The 15,818-nt window shown below is 74.3% G+C and carries 15 protein-coding genes, 1 tRNA gene and 1 riboswitch; of the genes, 1 reads left to right on the top strand and 15 read right to left on the bottom strand.

Annotation, left to right across the window (positions count from 1 at the left end; translation table 11 throughout):
• Nucleotides 1-156: 156 nt before the first annotated feature.
• From corA to ACFWUZ_RS01460, 3 genes are all read right to left on the bottom strand, one after another.
• The gene (gene corA / locus ACFWUZ_RS01470; protein ID WP_384365191.1) at nt 157-1,239 is read right to left on the bottom strand and encodes a magnesium/cobalt transporter CorA; all 1,083 of its coding nucleotides are present in this window, start codon (nt 1,237-1,239) and stop codon (nt 157-159) included.
• A 98-nt stretch (nt 1,240-1,337) separates the two neighbouring features.
• Entirely contained in the window at nt 1,338-1,730 is a 393-nt protein-coding gene (locus ACFWUZ_RS01465) for a molybdopterin-binding protein (RefSeq protein WP_384365188.1), read from the bottom strand.
• A 96-nt stretch (nt 1,731-1,826) separates the two neighbouring features.
• Nucleotides 1,827-2,723 carry a LysR family transcriptional regulator ArgP gene (locus ACFWUZ_RS01460; protein ID WP_384366268.1) on the bottom strand — a complete coding sequence of 299 codons (897 nt, stop codon included), beginning with the start codon at nt 2,721-2,723 and terminating at the stop codon, nt 1,827-1,829.
• A gap of 69 nt (nt 2,724-2,792) precedes the next feature.
• Between ACFWUZ_RS01460 and ACFWUZ_RS01455 the strand changes: the two genes are divergently transcribed.
• Complete coding sequence (locus ACFWUZ_RS01455; RefSeq protein WP_384365185.1) at nt 2,793-3,416, top strand: LysE/ArgO family amino acid transporter; 624 nt, start codon at nt 2,793-2,795, stop codon at nt 3,414-3,416.
• A 51-nt stretch (nt 3,417-3,467) separates the two neighbouring features.
• Here ACFWUZ_RS01455 and ACFWUZ_RS01450 read toward each other — a convergent pair whose 3' ends face one another.
• The 12 genes from ACFWUZ_RS01450 to ACFWUZ_RS01395 all read right to left on the bottom strand — a co-directional run bounded on the left by ACFWUZ_RS01450 (nt 3,468) and on the right by ACFWUZ_RS01395 (nt 15,617).
• Nucleotides 3,468-4,628 carry an MAB_1171c family putative transporter gene (locus ACFWUZ_RS01450; protein ID WP_384365182.1) on the bottom strand — a complete coding sequence of 387 codons (1,161 nt, stop codon included), beginning with the start codon at nt 4,626-4,628 and terminating at the stop codon, nt 3,468-3,470.
• 655 nt (nt 4,629-5,283) lie between these two features.
• Nucleotides 5,284-6,267 (bottom strand): alpha/beta fold hydrolase, encoded by a 984-nt coding sequence (locus ACFWUZ_RS01445; RefSeq protein WP_384365179.1) that lies wholly within the window; start codon nt 6,265-6,267, stop codon nt 5,284-5,286.
• Between the two features lie 346 nt (nt 6,268-6,613).
• Nucleotides 6,614-6,687: transfer RNA gene (locus tag ACFWUZ_RS01440), tRNA-Pro, on the bottom strand.
• Nucleotides 6,688-6,860: 173 nt separating this feature from the next.
• On the bottom strand, nt 6,861-7,247 hold the full coding sequence (locus tag ACFWUZ_RS01435) for an MmcQ/YjbR family DNA-binding protein (RefSeq protein WP_384365176.1): 387 nt from the start codon (nt 7,245-7,247) through the stop codon (nt 6,861-6,863).
• A gap of 59 nt (nt 7,248-7,306) precedes the next feature.
• A complete protein-coding gene (locus tag ACFWUZ_RS01430; RefSeq protein WP_384365173.1) occupies nt 7,307-7,852 on the bottom strand; it encodes a GAF domain-containing protein in 546 nt (181 codons plus the stop codon).
• Nucleotides 7,849-8,466, bottom strand: a complete 618-nt coding sequence (locus ACFWUZ_RS01425; protein ID WP_384365170.1) for an ATP/GTP-binding protein — start codon at nt 8,464-8,466, stop codon at nt 7,849-7,851. Before ACFWUZ_RS01425 ends, ACFWUZ_RS01430 begins: the two co-directional genes overlap by 4 nt.
• Complete coding sequence (locus tag ACFWUZ_RS01420; RefSeq protein WP_384365167.1) at nt 8,444-8,782, bottom strand: DUF742 domain-containing protein; 339 nt, start codon at nt 8,780-8,782, stop codon at nt 8,444-8,446. The genes ACFWUZ_RS01425 and ACFWUZ_RS01420 overlap by 23 nt, the downstream gene beginning before the upstream one ends.
• Nucleotides 8,783-8,853: 71 nt before the next feature.
• Nucleotides 8,854-9,288 carry a roadblock/LC7 domain-containing protein gene (locus ACFWUZ_RS01415; RefSeq protein WP_384366265.1) on the bottom strand — a complete coding sequence of 145 codons (435 nt, stop codon included), beginning with the start codon at nt 9,286-9,288 and terminating at the stop codon, nt 8,854-8,856.
• A 35-nt stretch (nt 9,289-9,323) separates the two neighbouring features.
• A complete protein-coding gene (locus tag ACFWUZ_RS01410; RefSeq protein WP_384365164.1) occupies nt 9,324-11,921 on the bottom strand; it encodes an ATP-binding protein in 2,598 nt (865 codons plus the stop codon).
• Between the two features lie 330 nt (nt 11,922-12,251).
• Complete coding sequence (locus tag ACFWUZ_RS01405; RefSeq protein ID WP_384365161.1) at nt 12,252-13,463, bottom strand: MBL fold metallo-hydrolase; 1,212 nt, start codon at nt 13,461-13,463, stop codon at nt 12,252-12,254.
• A gap of 182 nt (nt 13,464-13,645) precedes the next feature.
• Complete coding sequence (locus tag ACFWUZ_RS01400; RefSeq protein WP_384365158.1) at nt 13,646-14,431, bottom strand: SGNH/GDSL hydrolase family protein; 786 nt, start codon at nt 14,429-14,431, stop codon at nt 13,646-13,648.
• A 163-nt stretch (nt 14,432-14,594) separates the two neighbouring features.
• Entirely contained in the window at nt 14,595-15,617 is a 1,023-nt protein-coding gene (locus tag ACFWUZ_RS01395; RefSeq protein ID WP_384365155.1) for a peptidoglycan DD-metalloendopeptidase family protein, read from the bottom strand.
• Between the two features lie 4 nt (nt 15,618-15,621).
• Nucleotides 15,622-15,814: riboswitch (cyclic di-AMP (ydaO/yuaA leader) on the bottom strand.
• Nucleotides 15,815-15,818: the final 4 nt, after the last annotated feature.

The raw sequence follows: 15,818 nt of genomic DNA, 5'->3' as shown, positions 1-15,818 counted from the left end.
TGACCGGGCCGGTCTGGACAGCCCCCTGCCACATGCGCCGCGAGACGCGCGTCACCCGGGCAGGTCCCGGAACGGCGTGGGCGCCGCCGCCGACGTGTCCGCCGGCGGCGGCGCGCACCGGCGGCGGGGCCGCGGTTCGGGCCGGGGTTGCGGCGGTCAGAGCCAGCCGTTGCGGCGGAAGCCGCGGTGGATGACCAGGCAGGCGACCACCATGACACCGACGACGGCCGGGTACCCGTAGGTCCAGTGCAGTTCCGGCATGTGCTCGAAGTTCATGCCGTAGACCCCGCAGACCATCGTCGGCACGGCGACGATGGCCGCCCATGCCGTGATCTTCCGCATGTCCTCGTTCTGGGCGACGGTCACCTGCGCGAGGTGGGCCTGCAGGATCGAGTCGAGGAGGTTGTCGTAGGCGCCGATCTGCTCGGTGGCCCGCGTCAGGTGGTCGGCCACGTTCCGGAAGTACGCCCGGCACTCCGGCGGGACGACCGGTATCGGCTGCGTGGCCAGCTGCTGGAGGGGACGGTCCAGCGGGGCCACCGCCCGGCGCAGTTCGAGGAGTTCCCGCTTGAGCTGGTAGATCCGGCCGGCGTCGCCGCGGCCGCCGTGCTCGCTGAACACCGCGGTCTCCACCGCGTCCATGTCGTTCTGCACCGCGTCCGTGACCGCCACGTAGTCGTCGACCACGTGGTCGGCGATGGCGTGCAGGACCACCGCCGGACCCGCGGCCAGCTGCTCCGGCGCGGCCTCCAGCGCCTCGCGGACCGGGCCGAGGGTGCCGCGGCCGCCGTGGCGGATGGTGATCACGAAGTCCTCGCCGGTGAAGGCCATCAGCTCGCCGGTCTCCACGACCTCGCTGGTCGCGGTCAGCTCCTCGTGCTCGACGTAGCGCACGGTCTTGAAGACGGAGAACAGTATGTCGTCGTAGCGCTCCACCTTGGGGCGCTGGTGCGCGTGCACGGCGTCCTCGACCGCGAGGGGGTGCAGGCCGAACAGCTCGGCGAGCCCGGCCAGCTCCTGCTGCGAGGGCTCGTGCAGCCCGATCCAGACGAAGCCGTGACCCGTCTTGCGGACCCGGTGGAGGGCCTGCTCGGCCTCGGCGCAGCCGTCCTGCCGCACGCCGTCCTGGTAGACCACGCAGTTGACCACCGCGCTGCCCAGCGGGGAGCGCGCGGGATGGCTGAGGTCGACGGCCCGGCGGTAGCCGCGGCGCACGACCCGGCGCAGGCTGCTGAACATGGACAACGGCGTACTCCCCTTCGGCGGATCACCGGCAAGTCTGCCACCGTCCCGGGGGCCGCCCCGCCGCAGCGCCGCGCCGCACGGACGGGCCTGCGTCAGGCCCTGTCGATGAACACGCTGGTCGACTTGACCCGGGCGGTGGCGCGCGCACCCACTTCGAGGCCGAGTTCCTCCACGGCCTCCCGGGTCAGCAGCGACACGATCCGGTGCGCTCCCGCCTGGATCTCCACCTGCGCGTCGACGGTACCGAGCTTCACGCCGGTGACGATCCCGGGGAAGGCGTTGCGGGCGGAGGTGTACGGGGCCTGCTCGCCGTCCCCGCCCTCCTGCGCGACCTCCACGCAGAACGCGGCCAGGTCCGGCCCGTCCACCATCCGCCGCGTGCCCTCCCGGCGGGTGGGGAAGCGTTCCGCGTCCGCCCACCGCCGGGCGGTGTCGACGCTCACACCGAGCAGCCGCGCCGCCTGGCCGATCGTGTAGGACTCCATGCCCGCAGCTTAGGGTGCGCGGCCGCAGCCGGCGGCGCGCCCGGCCCCGCCCGCGCGCCCGGCCCCGCCCGCGCGGCCGGTCCCGCCCGCCGGGCGTCAGAGCAGTGCCTCCGCGGCCGCCTCCGCGATCACGTCCGCCACCGCGGACAGTACGGGCGAGTCCAGCTTCCACTGCTGCCAGTACAGCGGCACGTCCATCGGCCGCCGCGGGGCCAGCAGCAGCAGCTGCCCCGCCCGCAGCAGCGGGCTCGCCTGCGGTTCCGGTACCAGCCCCCACCCCAGTCCGGCGACCACCGCGTCGCGGAAGCCCTCCGAGGTCGGCATGTGGTGCCGCACCGGGCCGGCGCCGGCGGAGGGCCGCCCCGCCAGCTCCCGTACGAACGCGTCATGGAGTTCGTCCTTCCGGTCGAACACGACCGTCGGCGCCTCCTGCAGGTCCCGCTCCAGCTCCCCCGTCAGGTGCCGGGCCGCGAAGGCCGGACTGGCCACCGGCAGGTACCGCGCCAGCCCGAGCCGCCGTACGGTGCACCCCGCCACCGGGTCCGGCGAGGAGGTCACCGCCGCCATCACCTGGCCCTCGCGCAGCAGGGCCGTCGTGTGCGACTCGTCCTCGCGGTGCAGCTCGAAGCAGACCGGAGGATCCTGCGGCACCCGGGACAGCGCCGGCAGGAACCAGGTGGCGAGGGAATCCGCGTTCACCGCGATCGGCAGGCGTACCGGCCCCATCCCGTGGGCCATCCCCAGCTCGGCGCGCGCGTCGCGCTCCAGGCGGGCCAGCTGCCGGGCGAAGCGGATCACCACCTGCCCGGACTCCGTGGCCCGCACCGGCTTGGTGCGCATCAGCAGCACCCGCCCGGTCCGCTGCTCCAGGGCCTTGACGCGCTGGCTGACGGCCGAGGGCGTCACGTGCAGGGCGGCGGCAGCGGCGTCGAAGGTGCCTTCGTCGACCACGGCCAACAGCGTCCGCACCTGGTCCAGAGGAAGCTCATCCATCATGAGCGCTAATGGTACGTAAAAATCTTTAGCTGTACTGAACCATCGATGCTCCATAGCGTCGGTGCCATGACACACGGCATCACCACCGCGGCCCTCGCCGGTTTCGGCACCGGACTCTCCCTCATCGTCGCCATCGGCGCGCAGAACGCCTTCGTCCTGCGCCAGGGCGCCCGCCGCCATGCGGTCCTCGCCGTCGTGGCCATCTGCGCCGTCTCCGACGCCCTCCTGATCGTGCTCGGCGTCGCCGGGGTCGGCGCCTTCGTCACCGCCTGGCCGGCCGCCCTCACCGTGGTCGGTCTCGCCGGGGGCGCCTTCCTCGTCGGCTACGGGGTCCTCGCGGCCCGCCGGGTGCTCCGCCCCACCCCCGGCGCCGGCCTGACCACCGCGGGGGCCTCGGCCGCGTCGGGCCGCCGGGCGGTACTGACCTGCCTGGCGATGACCTGGCTCAACCCGCACGTCTACCTGGACACCGTCCTGCTCGTCGGCTCGCTCGCCGCCGGCCGCGGGGACCTGCGCTGGGCCTTCGGCACCGGCGCCGTCCTGGCCAGCCTGACCTGGTTCACCACCCTCGGGTACGGGGCCCGCCTGCTCAGCGGCCTCCTCTCCCGGCCCTCCGCCTGGCGGGTCCTCGACGGGCTGGTGGCCGCCACCATGGTCACGATGGGCGGCCTCCTCCTGGCGCGTGCCTGAACCGCGCCGGGTCCGCGCCGGGTCCGCGCGGATGTGACCCGGCCGGGGTGGTCAGGTCGCGCTGCCGAGCCGGGTGTAGGCGGCCGCGACCTTCGTGAGCCAGGCGACCTCCGCGGTGAAGTTGCCGGTGTCGCGGTCGTCGAAGTCGCCGACGTCCTTGCTGTCCTGGGGGACGGTGCCGGTGCGTTTCGCGTGCAGGGCCTCTTTGATCTGGGCCGCTTCGATGAAGGCCTGCCGGACCTCCGCGCTCCCGTCCCCGCCCGGCCCGCCGCCGCTGCCGTCCCCGGTGGTGCGTTCGATGTACGGGCGCAGTTCCCGCCATCCGTCCCGTATTTCGACGACCCGGCGGTGGAGCCGGTAGTCCAGGTCGGAGACCGAGGTGCCGGGCGGCTCCAGGGCGATGCCCGGGGAGGCCTCGTACAGGTCCCGCCAGAGCGGGTAGAGGGCCCGGTAGGACCGGTAGGTCCGCGTCCACTCCAGCAGCCGGGCCGTCGCCGGGCCCCAGAAGGACACGGTCAGGCTGAGCGAGAGCGCGATGATGCCCAGCATGTTGAGGACGGAGGCGAATGCCTCCTTCCACGGCCCGATGCCGAGTCCGGCCGCGATGGCCAGGACGTTGGCCGTCCTGACCAGTTGGTAGACGAAGAGGATCACCGCCGCGACGGACAGCATGTGCAGGCCTTGCCGCAGCGAGGAGTTGTCGGTCATCCGCAGGTACGGGCCGCACTGGCGGAAGATGGTGACGCAGGGGATCGCCTGGGAGGCGATGAAGGCCAGGAGGTAGGCGAGGAGCAGCGGATCGCCGCTGCCGTCGAAGTCCAGCGGTTCCCGGCCGGGACCGCCGGAGAGGAAGAAGAGGCCCGCGAGGAGCGCGTTGAGGGCGACGCCGGCGACCAGCCAGTAGCGGGTCTTGCGTACCGCCTCCTCACCGGTGGCCGCCCATTGCAGAAGGATGAGCTGGGCGCTGATGCAGAAGGTGACCGCCGCCATGTGCATGACGAGGATGGCGAGGTTGCCCACGCCGAAGAGGCTCGCGCAGTCCATGGCGACGGCGCCCATCGTGAAGGTGAGGCACTGGAACAGCAGGGTCGTGATCAGCGTGCGGTAGGCGCCGTCCTTCCAGCTGCGCCGTCCCTGGCACAGCCGGTAGGCGAGCGCGGCGTACGACGAGAGCGCGGCGATGACGAAACAGAGGGTTCTGATGGTGTTCACGGTGGGGCTTTCCTGCAGGTGCCGGGGGTACGGCGAACGGCTCAGCCGGCGTTCTCGGCCGGGTGGACCACGAGTCCCGTGCTTTCGGCCGCGACGTCGACGGCATGGTCGCGGAAACGCGGCGTCGGCCCGGTTCCTCGCGGTGCCGGACGCATCCTAGGGGGTGTCGACCGCGGTCGCGTCGGCGCCCGTCGTACGCCTGGTGGACACGTCCCTGCGCGAACCGTACCCGCCGGGCGATCCGGCCCCGACTCCGCCTCCCCGGCTGCCCGCCCCGCCGGGCCCCGGGCTCAGGGGCCACCGGAGGAGCGGGCGGGGGTTCCGGAGCCGGGGGTGGGGGCGCCAACGCCCTTCGCCGGCCTGCCCGGTGGCCTCGGGCTCCTCGAACAGGCCGGCGCCGCCCCCTCGGGGAGGGTGGGTGCGAGGCGCGAGGTCGCGCATGCGCGCCCCGCCCGGCGGGACGGTGGCAGCCCGACCGTACGGGCGCTGCCGTGATCCAGTCGTGGCGTGGGGCCCAGCAGCCGCTGATGCGGCGGAGGCGATCCGCGGGGAGGACGCGTCCACTTCGGCGACCCCGGCGTCAGGCCACCGGTCCGGAAGTGGCCGCGGCCCCGGACGGCAGCGGCGTCCGCGCCGCCGGGAGCAGCGGAGAGGGTCAGCCGTCCACGGCCGCGAGCCATGCGGTCAGCAGCTCGCCGACCTCCTCGGGGCGTTCCTGCTGGAGCCAGTGGCCGGCTCCGTCCAGGATGTGGGTGGCGTGGAGGTTCGGCATGGTGTGCTCGAACGCCTCGATGACCTCGCCCTGCATGATGACGCTGCCGTCGAGGGCGCCGCCGATGAACAGGGACGGCTGGGTGATCGGGGCCCCCGCGTGCGGCTGGAGGTCCTCCCAGTCCTGGTCGAAGTTGCGGTACCGGTTCAGCGCGCCGACCAGGCCGCTGCGCTCGAACTCGCCCGCGTACACGTCGAGGTCGGCGTCGGACAGCCATGCGGGGTGCGCCTCGGGGAAGCGCTCGCGCATCCGGTGGCCGGCCGGGACCAGCACTGCCGGGGGCTCGGCCGGGCCCGCCATGGTGTCGGCGGACATGGAGGCGTAGAAGCCGCGCAGCCAGCCCCGGACGTCGGGTTCGATCTCCGCCTCGACGCGGCCGGGCTGCTGGAAGTAGGACACGTAGAACTCGTGCCCGGGAGGCGCCATGCGCGCGAACACCTCGGTCGGCCTGGGTCCGCCCGCCGGTGCGTAGGGGACGGACATCAGGGCGACGGCGCGGAAGGTGTCCGGGGCGAGCAGCGCGGAGTTCGCGGCGATGACCGAGCCCCAGTCGTGGCCCACGATCACGGCCTGCTCCTCACCGAGGGCCTCGACCACGGCGACGTTGTCGGCGACCAGGTCACCGATCCGGTAGCCGGACACGTCGGCGGGCTTGGAGGAGCGCCCGTAGCCGCGTACGTCGATCGCCACGGCCCGGTAGCCGGCCGCGGCCAGCACCGGGAGCTGGTGACGCCAGGAGTACCAGGACTCCGGGAAGCCGTGCACCAGCAAAACCAGCGGGCCGGCGCCCTGCTCGACCAGATGGATCCGGCCCGCGGGGCCCTCGACGGTGCGGTGGACGGGCTCGGGGGTGGCGCTGTTCGCCATGAGGATCATCCTCCAACGGATGCACGTGAAGTAACAGGAGGTGATCACGATGCACGTCAGGCACGTCCGCCGCTGTCCGCCGGGCTGGGAACGTCCGGATCCGGACGCATACGCCGGACCCGGCAGTCTGTCCGGCTCCCGGGCAACGCGCCGGCGCACTTGCGGACAGCTACGGTCCTCGATCCCGGGTGCGTCCGGTCCGCTGCGCCGGCCACGGCCGCGTCACCGGTCCGCGCACGAGCGGCTCCCCCGGACCCGGACCCCGCGGCGTTCCAGGGGCGGACAGACGAAAAAGGCCGCCCTCTCATGGATGAGAGAACGGCCTCCGACCTGCGTTTCCGCACAGTCGGGACGACAGGATTTGAACCTGCGACCCCTTGACCCCCAGTCAAGTGCGCTACCAAGCTGCGCCACGTCCCGATACCCGTTGACCTGGGGTTTCCCCTGGTTGAACGCGCAGGAGAACAATACCGCACTTCGCGGGGTGGTCGCGCGCGGCTTTCCGGCCCCGCCCCGATCCGCCCCGAGGGAGCCCTGCCTCCGGTGAACCGGAGGTCTCCTGGTGGGTGCACGGCACGGTGACCGGCGGCGGCTCACCCCCTGGCCGTGCCGCCTCGGTCCGTGCCGCCGCCGCCCAGCTCCGGATGGGCGGCGGACAGCCGTTTCGGGGCCGCCTGCAGCCAGGAGTCGGTCAGGATCGAGCGCAGCTCCTCCGCGTCCTGCACCGCCGCCAGCCGCACCCGCAGCCACGCGTAGTTGTCGTCGTGCCCCGCACGGACGAAGAACTTCTCCGGCTCCGCCGCGATCAGCTCGGCCCGGTCCTCCTGGGGGCACTTGACCCCGATCGAGGTGTCGTCGTCCGCCAGCGCGGCGAAGATCTTGCCGCCCACCCGGAAGGCCGGCATGCCCCAGGCGGGCTTCTCACTGCTGTCCGGCAGCGACAGTGCGATCGTACGGACGTCCTGCGCGGTCGTGACCATCCCCGTGGCTCCTCTCCGGCCTCCCGTGGTCCCCTACCGACGACCGCCGCCCGCGGCGCTCAGGGCCGCCGGTCCTCCCTCGCGTGCAGCAGCGCCACCAGATCCGCCGCCAGGGCCTTGACCGTGGCCAGGCCCTCCGTCCCCCAGCGCCTCGGCACCACGTCCACCGCGCACACCGTGCCGAGGACGACGCCCTGCCGGTCCGTCAGCGGGGCGCCCACGTAGGACCGCACCCCGCTCTCGTCCACCACCGCGTTGCCGGCGAAGCGGGCGAAGTCGCGTACGTCCTCCAGCACCAGCGCCCGCCGCCGCACCACCACGTGCGGGCAGTAGCCGTGGTCCCGGGCCAGCACCCGGGCGGGGTAGCCGCTCGCCGGGGCCTGCGGGGCATGGTGCAGGCCGGCGAAGAACTGCCGTTCCTCGCCGATGAAGTTGACCCCCGCGTACGGCGCCTCCAGCGCCTCGCAGACCCGCCGGGCGAAGGCGTCCAGCTCCGCGTCCGTCCGCTCCCCCAGACCCAGTTGGCGCAGCCGCACGACCCGTGCGGGCGCTTCCCGGTCCACCGGTGTGAGCAGCAGGTGTCCGGTCGATTCGTAGTACGTCATGACGGTTCCCCCGACTCCGAAGACAGTGCAGGTGTCGATCTTGTTGTGGACAGGCACAGGAGGTGCCGGACGAGGGCGGCCAGCGCCCCGGTCCCGGAGCTCGGCAGGCGCGCGTCGCACCGTACGACCGGCACGTCCGGCCCGAGCCCCACCGCCTCGCGCACCTCCTCGGGCGCGTAGCGGTGACCGTCGTCGAATTCGTTGACGGCGACGATGAAGGCGATCCCGCGCCGCTCGAAGAAGTCGACGGCCGGGAAGCAGTCGGCGAGGCGGCGGGTGTCGGCGAGCACCACCGCCCCGAGTGCGCCGCTGCACATCTCCTCCCACAGGAACCAGAAGCGCTGCTGCCCGGGCGTGCCGAAGAGGTAGAGCACGTGCCGCTCGTCCAGGGTGATCCGGCCGAAGTCCAGGGCCACGGTCGTCGTGGTCTTCTGCCCGACCCCTTCCAGCGGGTCCGTGGCCTCGCCGAAGCCGCTCAGCAGCTCCTCCGTGCTGAGCGGCTCGATCTCGCTCACCGCGCCCACGAAGGTGGTCTTGCCCGCGCCGAAGCCGCCCGCGACCAGGATCTTCAGGGTCGCGGGGGCCGGTACGTCACAGTCGTCTACGCAGGCCATCGAGCACCGCCAGGAGCAGGGACCGGTCGTCGGCGGCGAAGGATCCACCGCCCGGGTACCGCGGCGACTGCGCCATGACGGCCCCGTGTTCCATCAGGTCGGACAGCAGCACCTTCACCACACCCGCCGGGAGCCGCAGCTGCCCGGCCACTTCGGCGACCGTGACCGCCGCCGCGCCGGCGCAGAGTCGCAGCGCGAGGGCGTGTTCCGCGCCGAGCGGGCCGCGCGGCCGTACTCCGGTCGCGGTCACCAGCGACAGCAGGTCGAGCGCCACGCCCGGGCGGGTCCGCCCCCCGCTGGCCGTGTACGGACGCATGACCCGGCCCGCCGAGTCGTCGAGCCACGGCGTGTCCCGTCCCTTCGCGCAGGCCCCCCTCGCCCGGGCCCTCACTGCTCCGGGCCGGCGACGGGGCGCCGCGGCGGGGCCGCCAGGTACGGGCGCACGCTCTTGACCAACATCGCCATCTCGTAGCCGAGCACCCCGGCATCCGCCTCGCGGTCGGCGAGGACCGCCAGGCAGGTCCCGGAGCCGGCCGCCGAGACGAAGACGAGGGCACTGTCGAGTTCGACCACCACCTGGCGGACCTCGGCCCCGTCGGCGAACCGGGATCCCGCGCTGCGTCCCAGCGAGTACAGGCCCGAGGCCAGTGCCGCCATGTGGTCCGCGCTGTCGGCGTCCAGGCCGTGGACGCAGGTCACCAGTCCGTCGGCGGTGAGCAGGACGGCACTGCGCGTGTAGGGCACGCGTTGCACCAGGCCGCTGAGCAGCCAGTCGAGGTCCGAGAGCCGACTGCCGGTCTTCGTCGCCACTTCGCCGCCCATGGGGGTGCGCTCCTTGCTGAGGTGGGGGGTGGGGTTCATGTCCGGTGCTCCGACTGCGCGCGGCCGAAGCCCCGTTGGAAGGCGGCCATCAGACCCGGGTCGTGCAGGGGCTGCTCGGCGCCGTCGACCCGCCGGGGCGCGGGGGCCTCGCGCAGCTGCGGCGCGAGGTGCTCCTGGGCCCGCCGCCGCGGCAACGCCGGCCGGTCCTCCGCCGGCGGCCCGGCCGGGGGCGGCTCCAGCGCCGAGCCCTGTGCCCGGGACGCCGCCTCGGCCCGACCCCATGCCGAACCCTGCACCTGCGGCCCACCCCGGACCGGGTCCTGCGCCGACAGGGGCACCGGGCCCTGCGCGGGGGCCGGGGCCGTGTCCGACGCCAGGGCCGGGGCCGTGTCCGACACCGGCGCCGGGGCCGTCTGCTGTGCCTGGACCCAGGCCTGGCCGTCTGCCGGGGTCGAGGCCGCCGCCCCGGACGGCTCCTGCGCCCGGAGGTCGCCCCAGCCCGGGCCATCCGCCTGACCCCAGGCCGGATCGTGCACCTGCGGCGCACCCGGGCCCGACCCCTGGAACGGGTCGGTCACCGGGCCCTGCGCCGTGTCCTCCGCCGGAGACAGCGGCGCCGGAGCCGAGGCCCGGCCGCGTGCCGGAGCCCGGCCCCGGTCCTGCGCTGCCCCCGGGGCCGCCGTCTGGGACGGCACCCGTGCCGGGGCCCAGGCCGCGTCCCGGGCCTGGACCGGGGCCGCGGCCGGCGCCTGGGCAGATGCCTCCGCCCAGGGCGGATCCTGCGCCGGAGCCGAGGTCGGAGCCTGTGTGCGGGGCCAGGCCTGGCCGTGTGCCGCGGCCGACGACGCCCTGGACTCCTGTGCCCGGGCCCCGGCAGGGTCGTCCGCCTGGGCTCCGGCCGGGGCCTGTGCCGGGGTCGGCTCCTGCGTGGGCGGCGGGGCCGGGGCGTGGGCGCCGTACGGGTGCGGGGGCCCGGTGCGGGCCGGTGCCGGGGCCCGGCGCTGCTTCTCGCTGCGGAGCCGTGCCGTGGCGGGGTCCGCGTCCCCGGCCGGAGCGGAGGTCCGTACGGGCGGCGGGGCCGGTTCCGGAGCCCCGTTCCGCTGCTGCCCGCCCGACCCGGCATCCGGACCGGACCGTTCTCCCGGCCGGGGCGAGGGCAGGCCCCCGAGCCGGTCCTGCGCCCAGCTCTCCGTACGCGGGTCGCCGCCGGGCCCGGGCCCGGCCCCGACCGGGTTCTCGGCCCGGCCCCCGGCCCGGCGCACACCCGCCGGAGGCGCAGCCGCAGGCTCCGGGGAGGCGGCGGTGGAGGTCCAGGGGGGCGGGGCCTCCTGCCGGGGCAGCGTCACGCGTACGGGCTCCAGCGGCGGCGCCCCCGCCCCCTCCCCGGTCCCCCAGGAGGTGGCGCGCGAGCCCGCCGCATCGGCGGCGCCCGGCGCCTCCGCGCCCAGCAGCTCCTGCGGCAGCACCAGTACGGCCAGCACCCCGCCGTAGATGTTCGACTTGAGCTCGACGGCGATCCCGTGCCGGCGGGCCAGCGCCGAGACGACGAACAGGCCGATGCGGCCGTCCGCCAGCAGGTGCCGGACGCTGATCTGGTCGGGGTCGCCGAGCAGGGCGTTCATCCGGTGCTGTTCCTCCGCGGGCATGCCCAGCCCCCGGTCCTCGACCTCGACCGCGATCCCGGCGGTGACCCGCTCCGCGCGCAGCACGACGTCGGTGTCCGGGGCGGAGAACACCGTGGCGTTCTCGACCAGTTCGGCCAGCAGGTGCACCACGTCGGCGACCGCGTGGCCGCGGACGCTGCCTCCCGAGGGGGGCACCACCTTGACCCGGGTGTACTGCTCCACCTCCGCGACCGAGGAGCGGAGCACCTCGCTCAGGTCGATGGGCCGGGTCCACTGGCGGCGGGAGGCCGCGCCGCCGAGCACGGCCAGGTTCTCCGCGTGCCGGCGGATCCGGGTCGCGAGGTGGTCGACGTGGAAGAGTTCCCGGAGCAGGTCCGGGTCCTCGACCGAGTCTTCCAGTTCGTCGAGCAGCGAGATCTCCCGGTGCACCAGGGACTGCAGGCGCCGCGCGAGGTTGACGAAGACCTCGACCTTCCGTTCGCTGTCGGACGGCGTGGCCGGGCCGGCCAGCCGTACGAGGGTGGCGTGCGCCTGTTCCCGGGCGCCGCGCAGCTCCTGCGAGAGCAGCCAGAACTCGTCCACCCCGGCCGGGTCGGCTCCGACCGGCGGCGCGCTCGGCCCGCCGCGCACCGGGCGGGGCGGGACCTCGCCCCGCCCGAGCCGCTCGGCGGCGGTCCGCAGCTCCTGGCGGCCGCGCACGCTGGACCGGCGCAGGGCCTCGCACCGGTCCTGGACGGCCTTGGCGGAGCGCTGCGCCCCGAGCAGGGCGGCGGCGAGCGCGCCGGCGACGAGCAGCGCGCAACCGGTGAGCACCGGCCACAGCCGGGGGTCGCGGTCGCCGGCTCCCCCGCCGAGCTGCAGGGTGAAGATCACCGCGGCGGCGCCGCTGAGGCCCGCGGCGAGTGTGGGGAGCAGGGCGGCACGGAGCAGTTGGGGGCGTAACTGCCGCCCCGGACCGGTGACGGCGTGTCTCGACGGGGAGTGGCGGGCGGCTCGGAGTCCGGACATGGGCGTCCTCGGTACGTGGGGCCCGGCCCCCAGTAGTTCCCGGGGCCCGGTGTTGATCACCGGATACCCACGCTAGACCGCATGCTCCCGCCCGGGACTGCCAGTTGGGGAAGTTCAGGGGGGTGCTTACCGCTCCCGGTGGAGCGCTCGCACGACAGCCCGAATCCGCCGGTCGCCCCCCGGCGGCTCCGGGGCATCACGGATTCCCGGTGTTCCGCCGGCCGCCCCGAGCCCGACCGGCCCGGCCGCCCCGCCCACCGCAGGGTGCCCCTGCGCCCGCCGGCCCGCCCCGATGCGTGCGCGGGGGCGGGCCGGTCGGGGCGGGTGCGGTTACGAGCCGACCGCCTCGGATTCCTCGCGGGTCGCGGCGGCGGGCCGGCCGCTGACGGCCGGCCGGGGGGAGGCGGCGGGCGCGGACTCGGGCCGCACCGGGCCCGCGGCCACGAACGGGCGCCACCACGGCACCGCCGGGACACCCGTGGTGCCGGGCTCGAAGGGCTGGCCCGGAATCGGCAGGGCGACGGCGGCCCCCGCTCCCCCGGCCGCGGAGAGCGTGCCCTCGCCGGGCTCGTCCCACGGGTGCGGGGCCAGGTTGAAGGTGCCCCAGTGGATGGGCAGCATCGTGCCGTGCGGGGTACCGCCCTGGAGGTCGAGGTGGGCGCGCATGCCCTCCTCGGGCGTCATGTGGATGTCGGGCCAGTACTCCGAGTAGGCCCCGATCTGGATCATCGTGGCGTCGAAGGGGCCGTGCTCGGCGCCGATCTCCGCGAAGCCGGGGAAGTAGCCGGTGTCCCCGCTGTGGTAGATGCGGTGCTCGTCCCCCGCGACGACCCAGGAGGCCCAGAGGGTGTGCTGCTGGTTGCGCAGGCCGCGGCCGCAGAAGTGGCGGGCGGGGGTCGCGGTGAGCGAGAGTCCCGCGATCTCGGTGCTCTCGTTCCAGTCGAGCTCGCGCAGCCGGCCGGCCGGGACCCCCCAGCGTTCCAGGTGCGCGCCGACGCCGAGGGGGACGGCGAAGACGGTGTCCGTACCGGCCAGCTCCTTGATGGTCGGCAGGTCGAGGTGGTCGTAGTGGTCGTGCGAGATGACCACCACGTCGACCTTCCCCAGGGCGGCCAGCGGTACGGGCACGGCGTGCAGCCGCTTGGGGCCGACGAAGGGGAAGGGGGAGCACCGCTCGCCCCACACGGGGTCGAACAGCACCCGCCGCCCGTCGATCTCCGCGAGCACGCTGGAGTGCCCCATCCACGTCAGCCGCAACCCGCTGACCGGCGGCTTCGCCAGATCGGCCAAGGTCGTCGGGTGCACCGGGATCGGGGCCCCGGGGCTTCGCCGGAGCCGCTGCTCCTTGTGGAAATAGATCTTGGCGAACTCCTTCATCGACCCGGAGGGCCTGGTCCGGGCGCCGACCGGATTCTGGAAGACGCCGTCGGCGAAGTTCGGCGAGCGGCGGATCCGCTCCAACCGGGCGCCGGACGGGTCCGCGCCGAAGGCTTCGGGCCGCAGCGCGCGCAGCCGTGGACGCAGGGGACGGGAGCCGGTCAAGGCGCCTCCTGGGAGGAAGGGGGTTCTGCGTGGTCGTAGGGGTCTACGACCATCCCAACGCACACCCGCCCCCAAGGATTCCGCTTCCGGCCCCCGTACACACGCATTTTCGGCCGTCCGCCCGCCTTTTCCGGCCGCGCACCCCTCCGTGCGCGACCTCGTCCCCGCGGTGCGGCCCGTGCCTACAGGGGCATCAGGTCCGGCCGCTTCGCCTCCACGTGGTCCCCGGAGGACTCCCCGCGCAGCCGGCGGCCGATCCACGGCACCAGGTGCTCGCGCGCCCACTGGATGTTGTCCCGGGTCACGTCCACCGATCCGCGCGGCTGCTGCGGCGGCCACGGCTGGTCCGGGTCGGCCGGCACCTCCAGGCCGAGCACCTGCGCGGCGCGCAGGGCGACCCGGGTGTGTCCCTCGGGCGAGAGGTGGAGCCGGTCGGCGTCCCAGGCCCGGCGGTCCTGCACGGATCTGAGCGACCAGAGGTCGAGGACCGGGCAGCCGTAGCGGTCGGCGATGGCGCGCACGTGTGCGCTGTACGTCGCCACCTTGCCGCGGAGGTGTCTGAGGACCGGCACGCCCCGGGTGTCGAAGCCGGTCGTGATCATGACCTGTCCGACGGATGCGGCGAGGTCGGCCACGGCCGCCTCGAACCGCTCCGCCACGTCGTCGGGATCGCTGCCGGGCCGGATGATGTCGTTGCCCCCGGCGCAGAAGGTCACGAGGTCCGGTGCGAGGGCCTTGGCCCGCGGCACCTGTTCGGCCACGATCTGGTCGAGGAGCCGGCCGCGCACGGCCAGGTTCGCGTACCGGAAGTCGTGCTCGTCGCGCTGATCGGCCAGGAGCACGGCGAACCGGTCCGCCCAGCCGAGATAGGAGCCCCCTGGTCCAGGGTCCCCGACGCCCTCGGTAAAGCTGTCCCCGATCGCCGCGTACGAGCCGATGGTCTTGAGTTTCGTCGTCGTCGCTGCCACGGGACACCATCCTTCACCGCCGTGGGCGACCTACGCCAACGTAAGCAGGGGTTGACGGACCGTGATCTGTACCACCTGGTGGACAAGGAACAAGTACACGTGAGGCCGGGACCCCCCTCGGGTCCCGGCCTCACGTGTGTCCTTCTTCCGGCGGCGGGTGCCGTCAGAGGCTCGCGCCCTTCGAGCGGAGGTAGGCGATCGGGTCCATGTCCGAGCCGTACGACGGGCTCGTGCGGATCTCGAAGTGCAGGTGCGGGCCGGTCGAGTTGCCGGTGGAGCCCGACAGGCCGATCTGCTGTCCGGCGGTGACGCTCTGGCCGGAGGAGACGGAGAGCGAGGACAGGTGCGCGTACTGGGAGTACTTGCCGTCCGCGTGCCGGATGACGACCTCGTTGCCGTACGAACCGCTCCAGCCGGCCGAGACCACGGTGCCCGCACCGACGGCCTTGACGCTGGTGCCGGAGCGGGCGATGAAGTCGACGCCGGTGTGGTAGCCGGAGGACCACATGCTGCCGGAGACCTTGTACTGGGTGGAGACGCCGCCGGCGACCGGGGCGACGAAACCGGCGCCCGCGGGAGCCTTCGCGGCGGAGCCGGAGCCCTGCTGCTTCGCCGGGGCGGCCGAGTCGGCCGAGGGCTTCTTGGCCTTGGGCGCCGAGGAGGCGGAACCGGAGGACTTCTGCGGGGCGGACTTCTGCGGGGCGGCCTGCTGCGTAGCGGCCTTCTTCTCCGGGGTCGCCTCGGCGGCGGACCGGGCCGGGGCCTCGGCCGGGGCGGAGGCGCTCTGCCCGCCGAGCGTGAGCTTCAGGCCCGGGTGGATCAGCGACGGGTCGGCGCCGACGGCCTCGCGGTTGTCGGCGTACAGCTGCTCCCAGCCGCCGGTGAGCCGGCGCTCGGCAGCGATCTTGGAGAGGTAGTCGCCCGGCACGACCGTGTACACGCTCGGTGCCGCCTGGGGAGCGGCCGGGAGCTGGGCTGCCTGCGGAGCGGCCTGCGCGGCCGCCTGCACGGCCTGCACCGCCGGGGCGGTGGCGGTGGCGGTCGCGGCGGCCGGGGCCTGCGCGGCGTGGGCGCCGGCGGCACCCATCAGCGGCAGTGCGAGGGCGGCGCCCCCGGTGCCGGCCACGGCGAAACCACGCGATATGGGACCGGACTTGGGGCGGCGGTGCTTTCCCTTTGCGGGCATGACGAATTCCTCTCCGTCGCCTGCGAGGTGAGCTGTCGGGTTCGGACTGGAGATGTCCGGCCGTACCCACGGGACCCGTTGGACATGGGTCACATATGTACGACTTCACCCCAAGCCGTCCCGGTTCAGAGATCCGGAACAGCGGCTTACCTGGTTCCCCCGCTCCTGCCGCGCGCATGAATAGTCGGGTGCGGTTTCCGG

It is taken from the genome of Streptomyces sp. NPDC058646 (genome assembly GCF_042716875.1).
Classification (GTDB): Bacteria; Actinomycetota; Actinomycetes; order Streptomycetales; family Streptomycetaceae; genus Streptomyces.
Note: the sequence above shows the minus strand (reverse complement) of the source record. Positions and strands in the feature narration are given on the sequence as shown.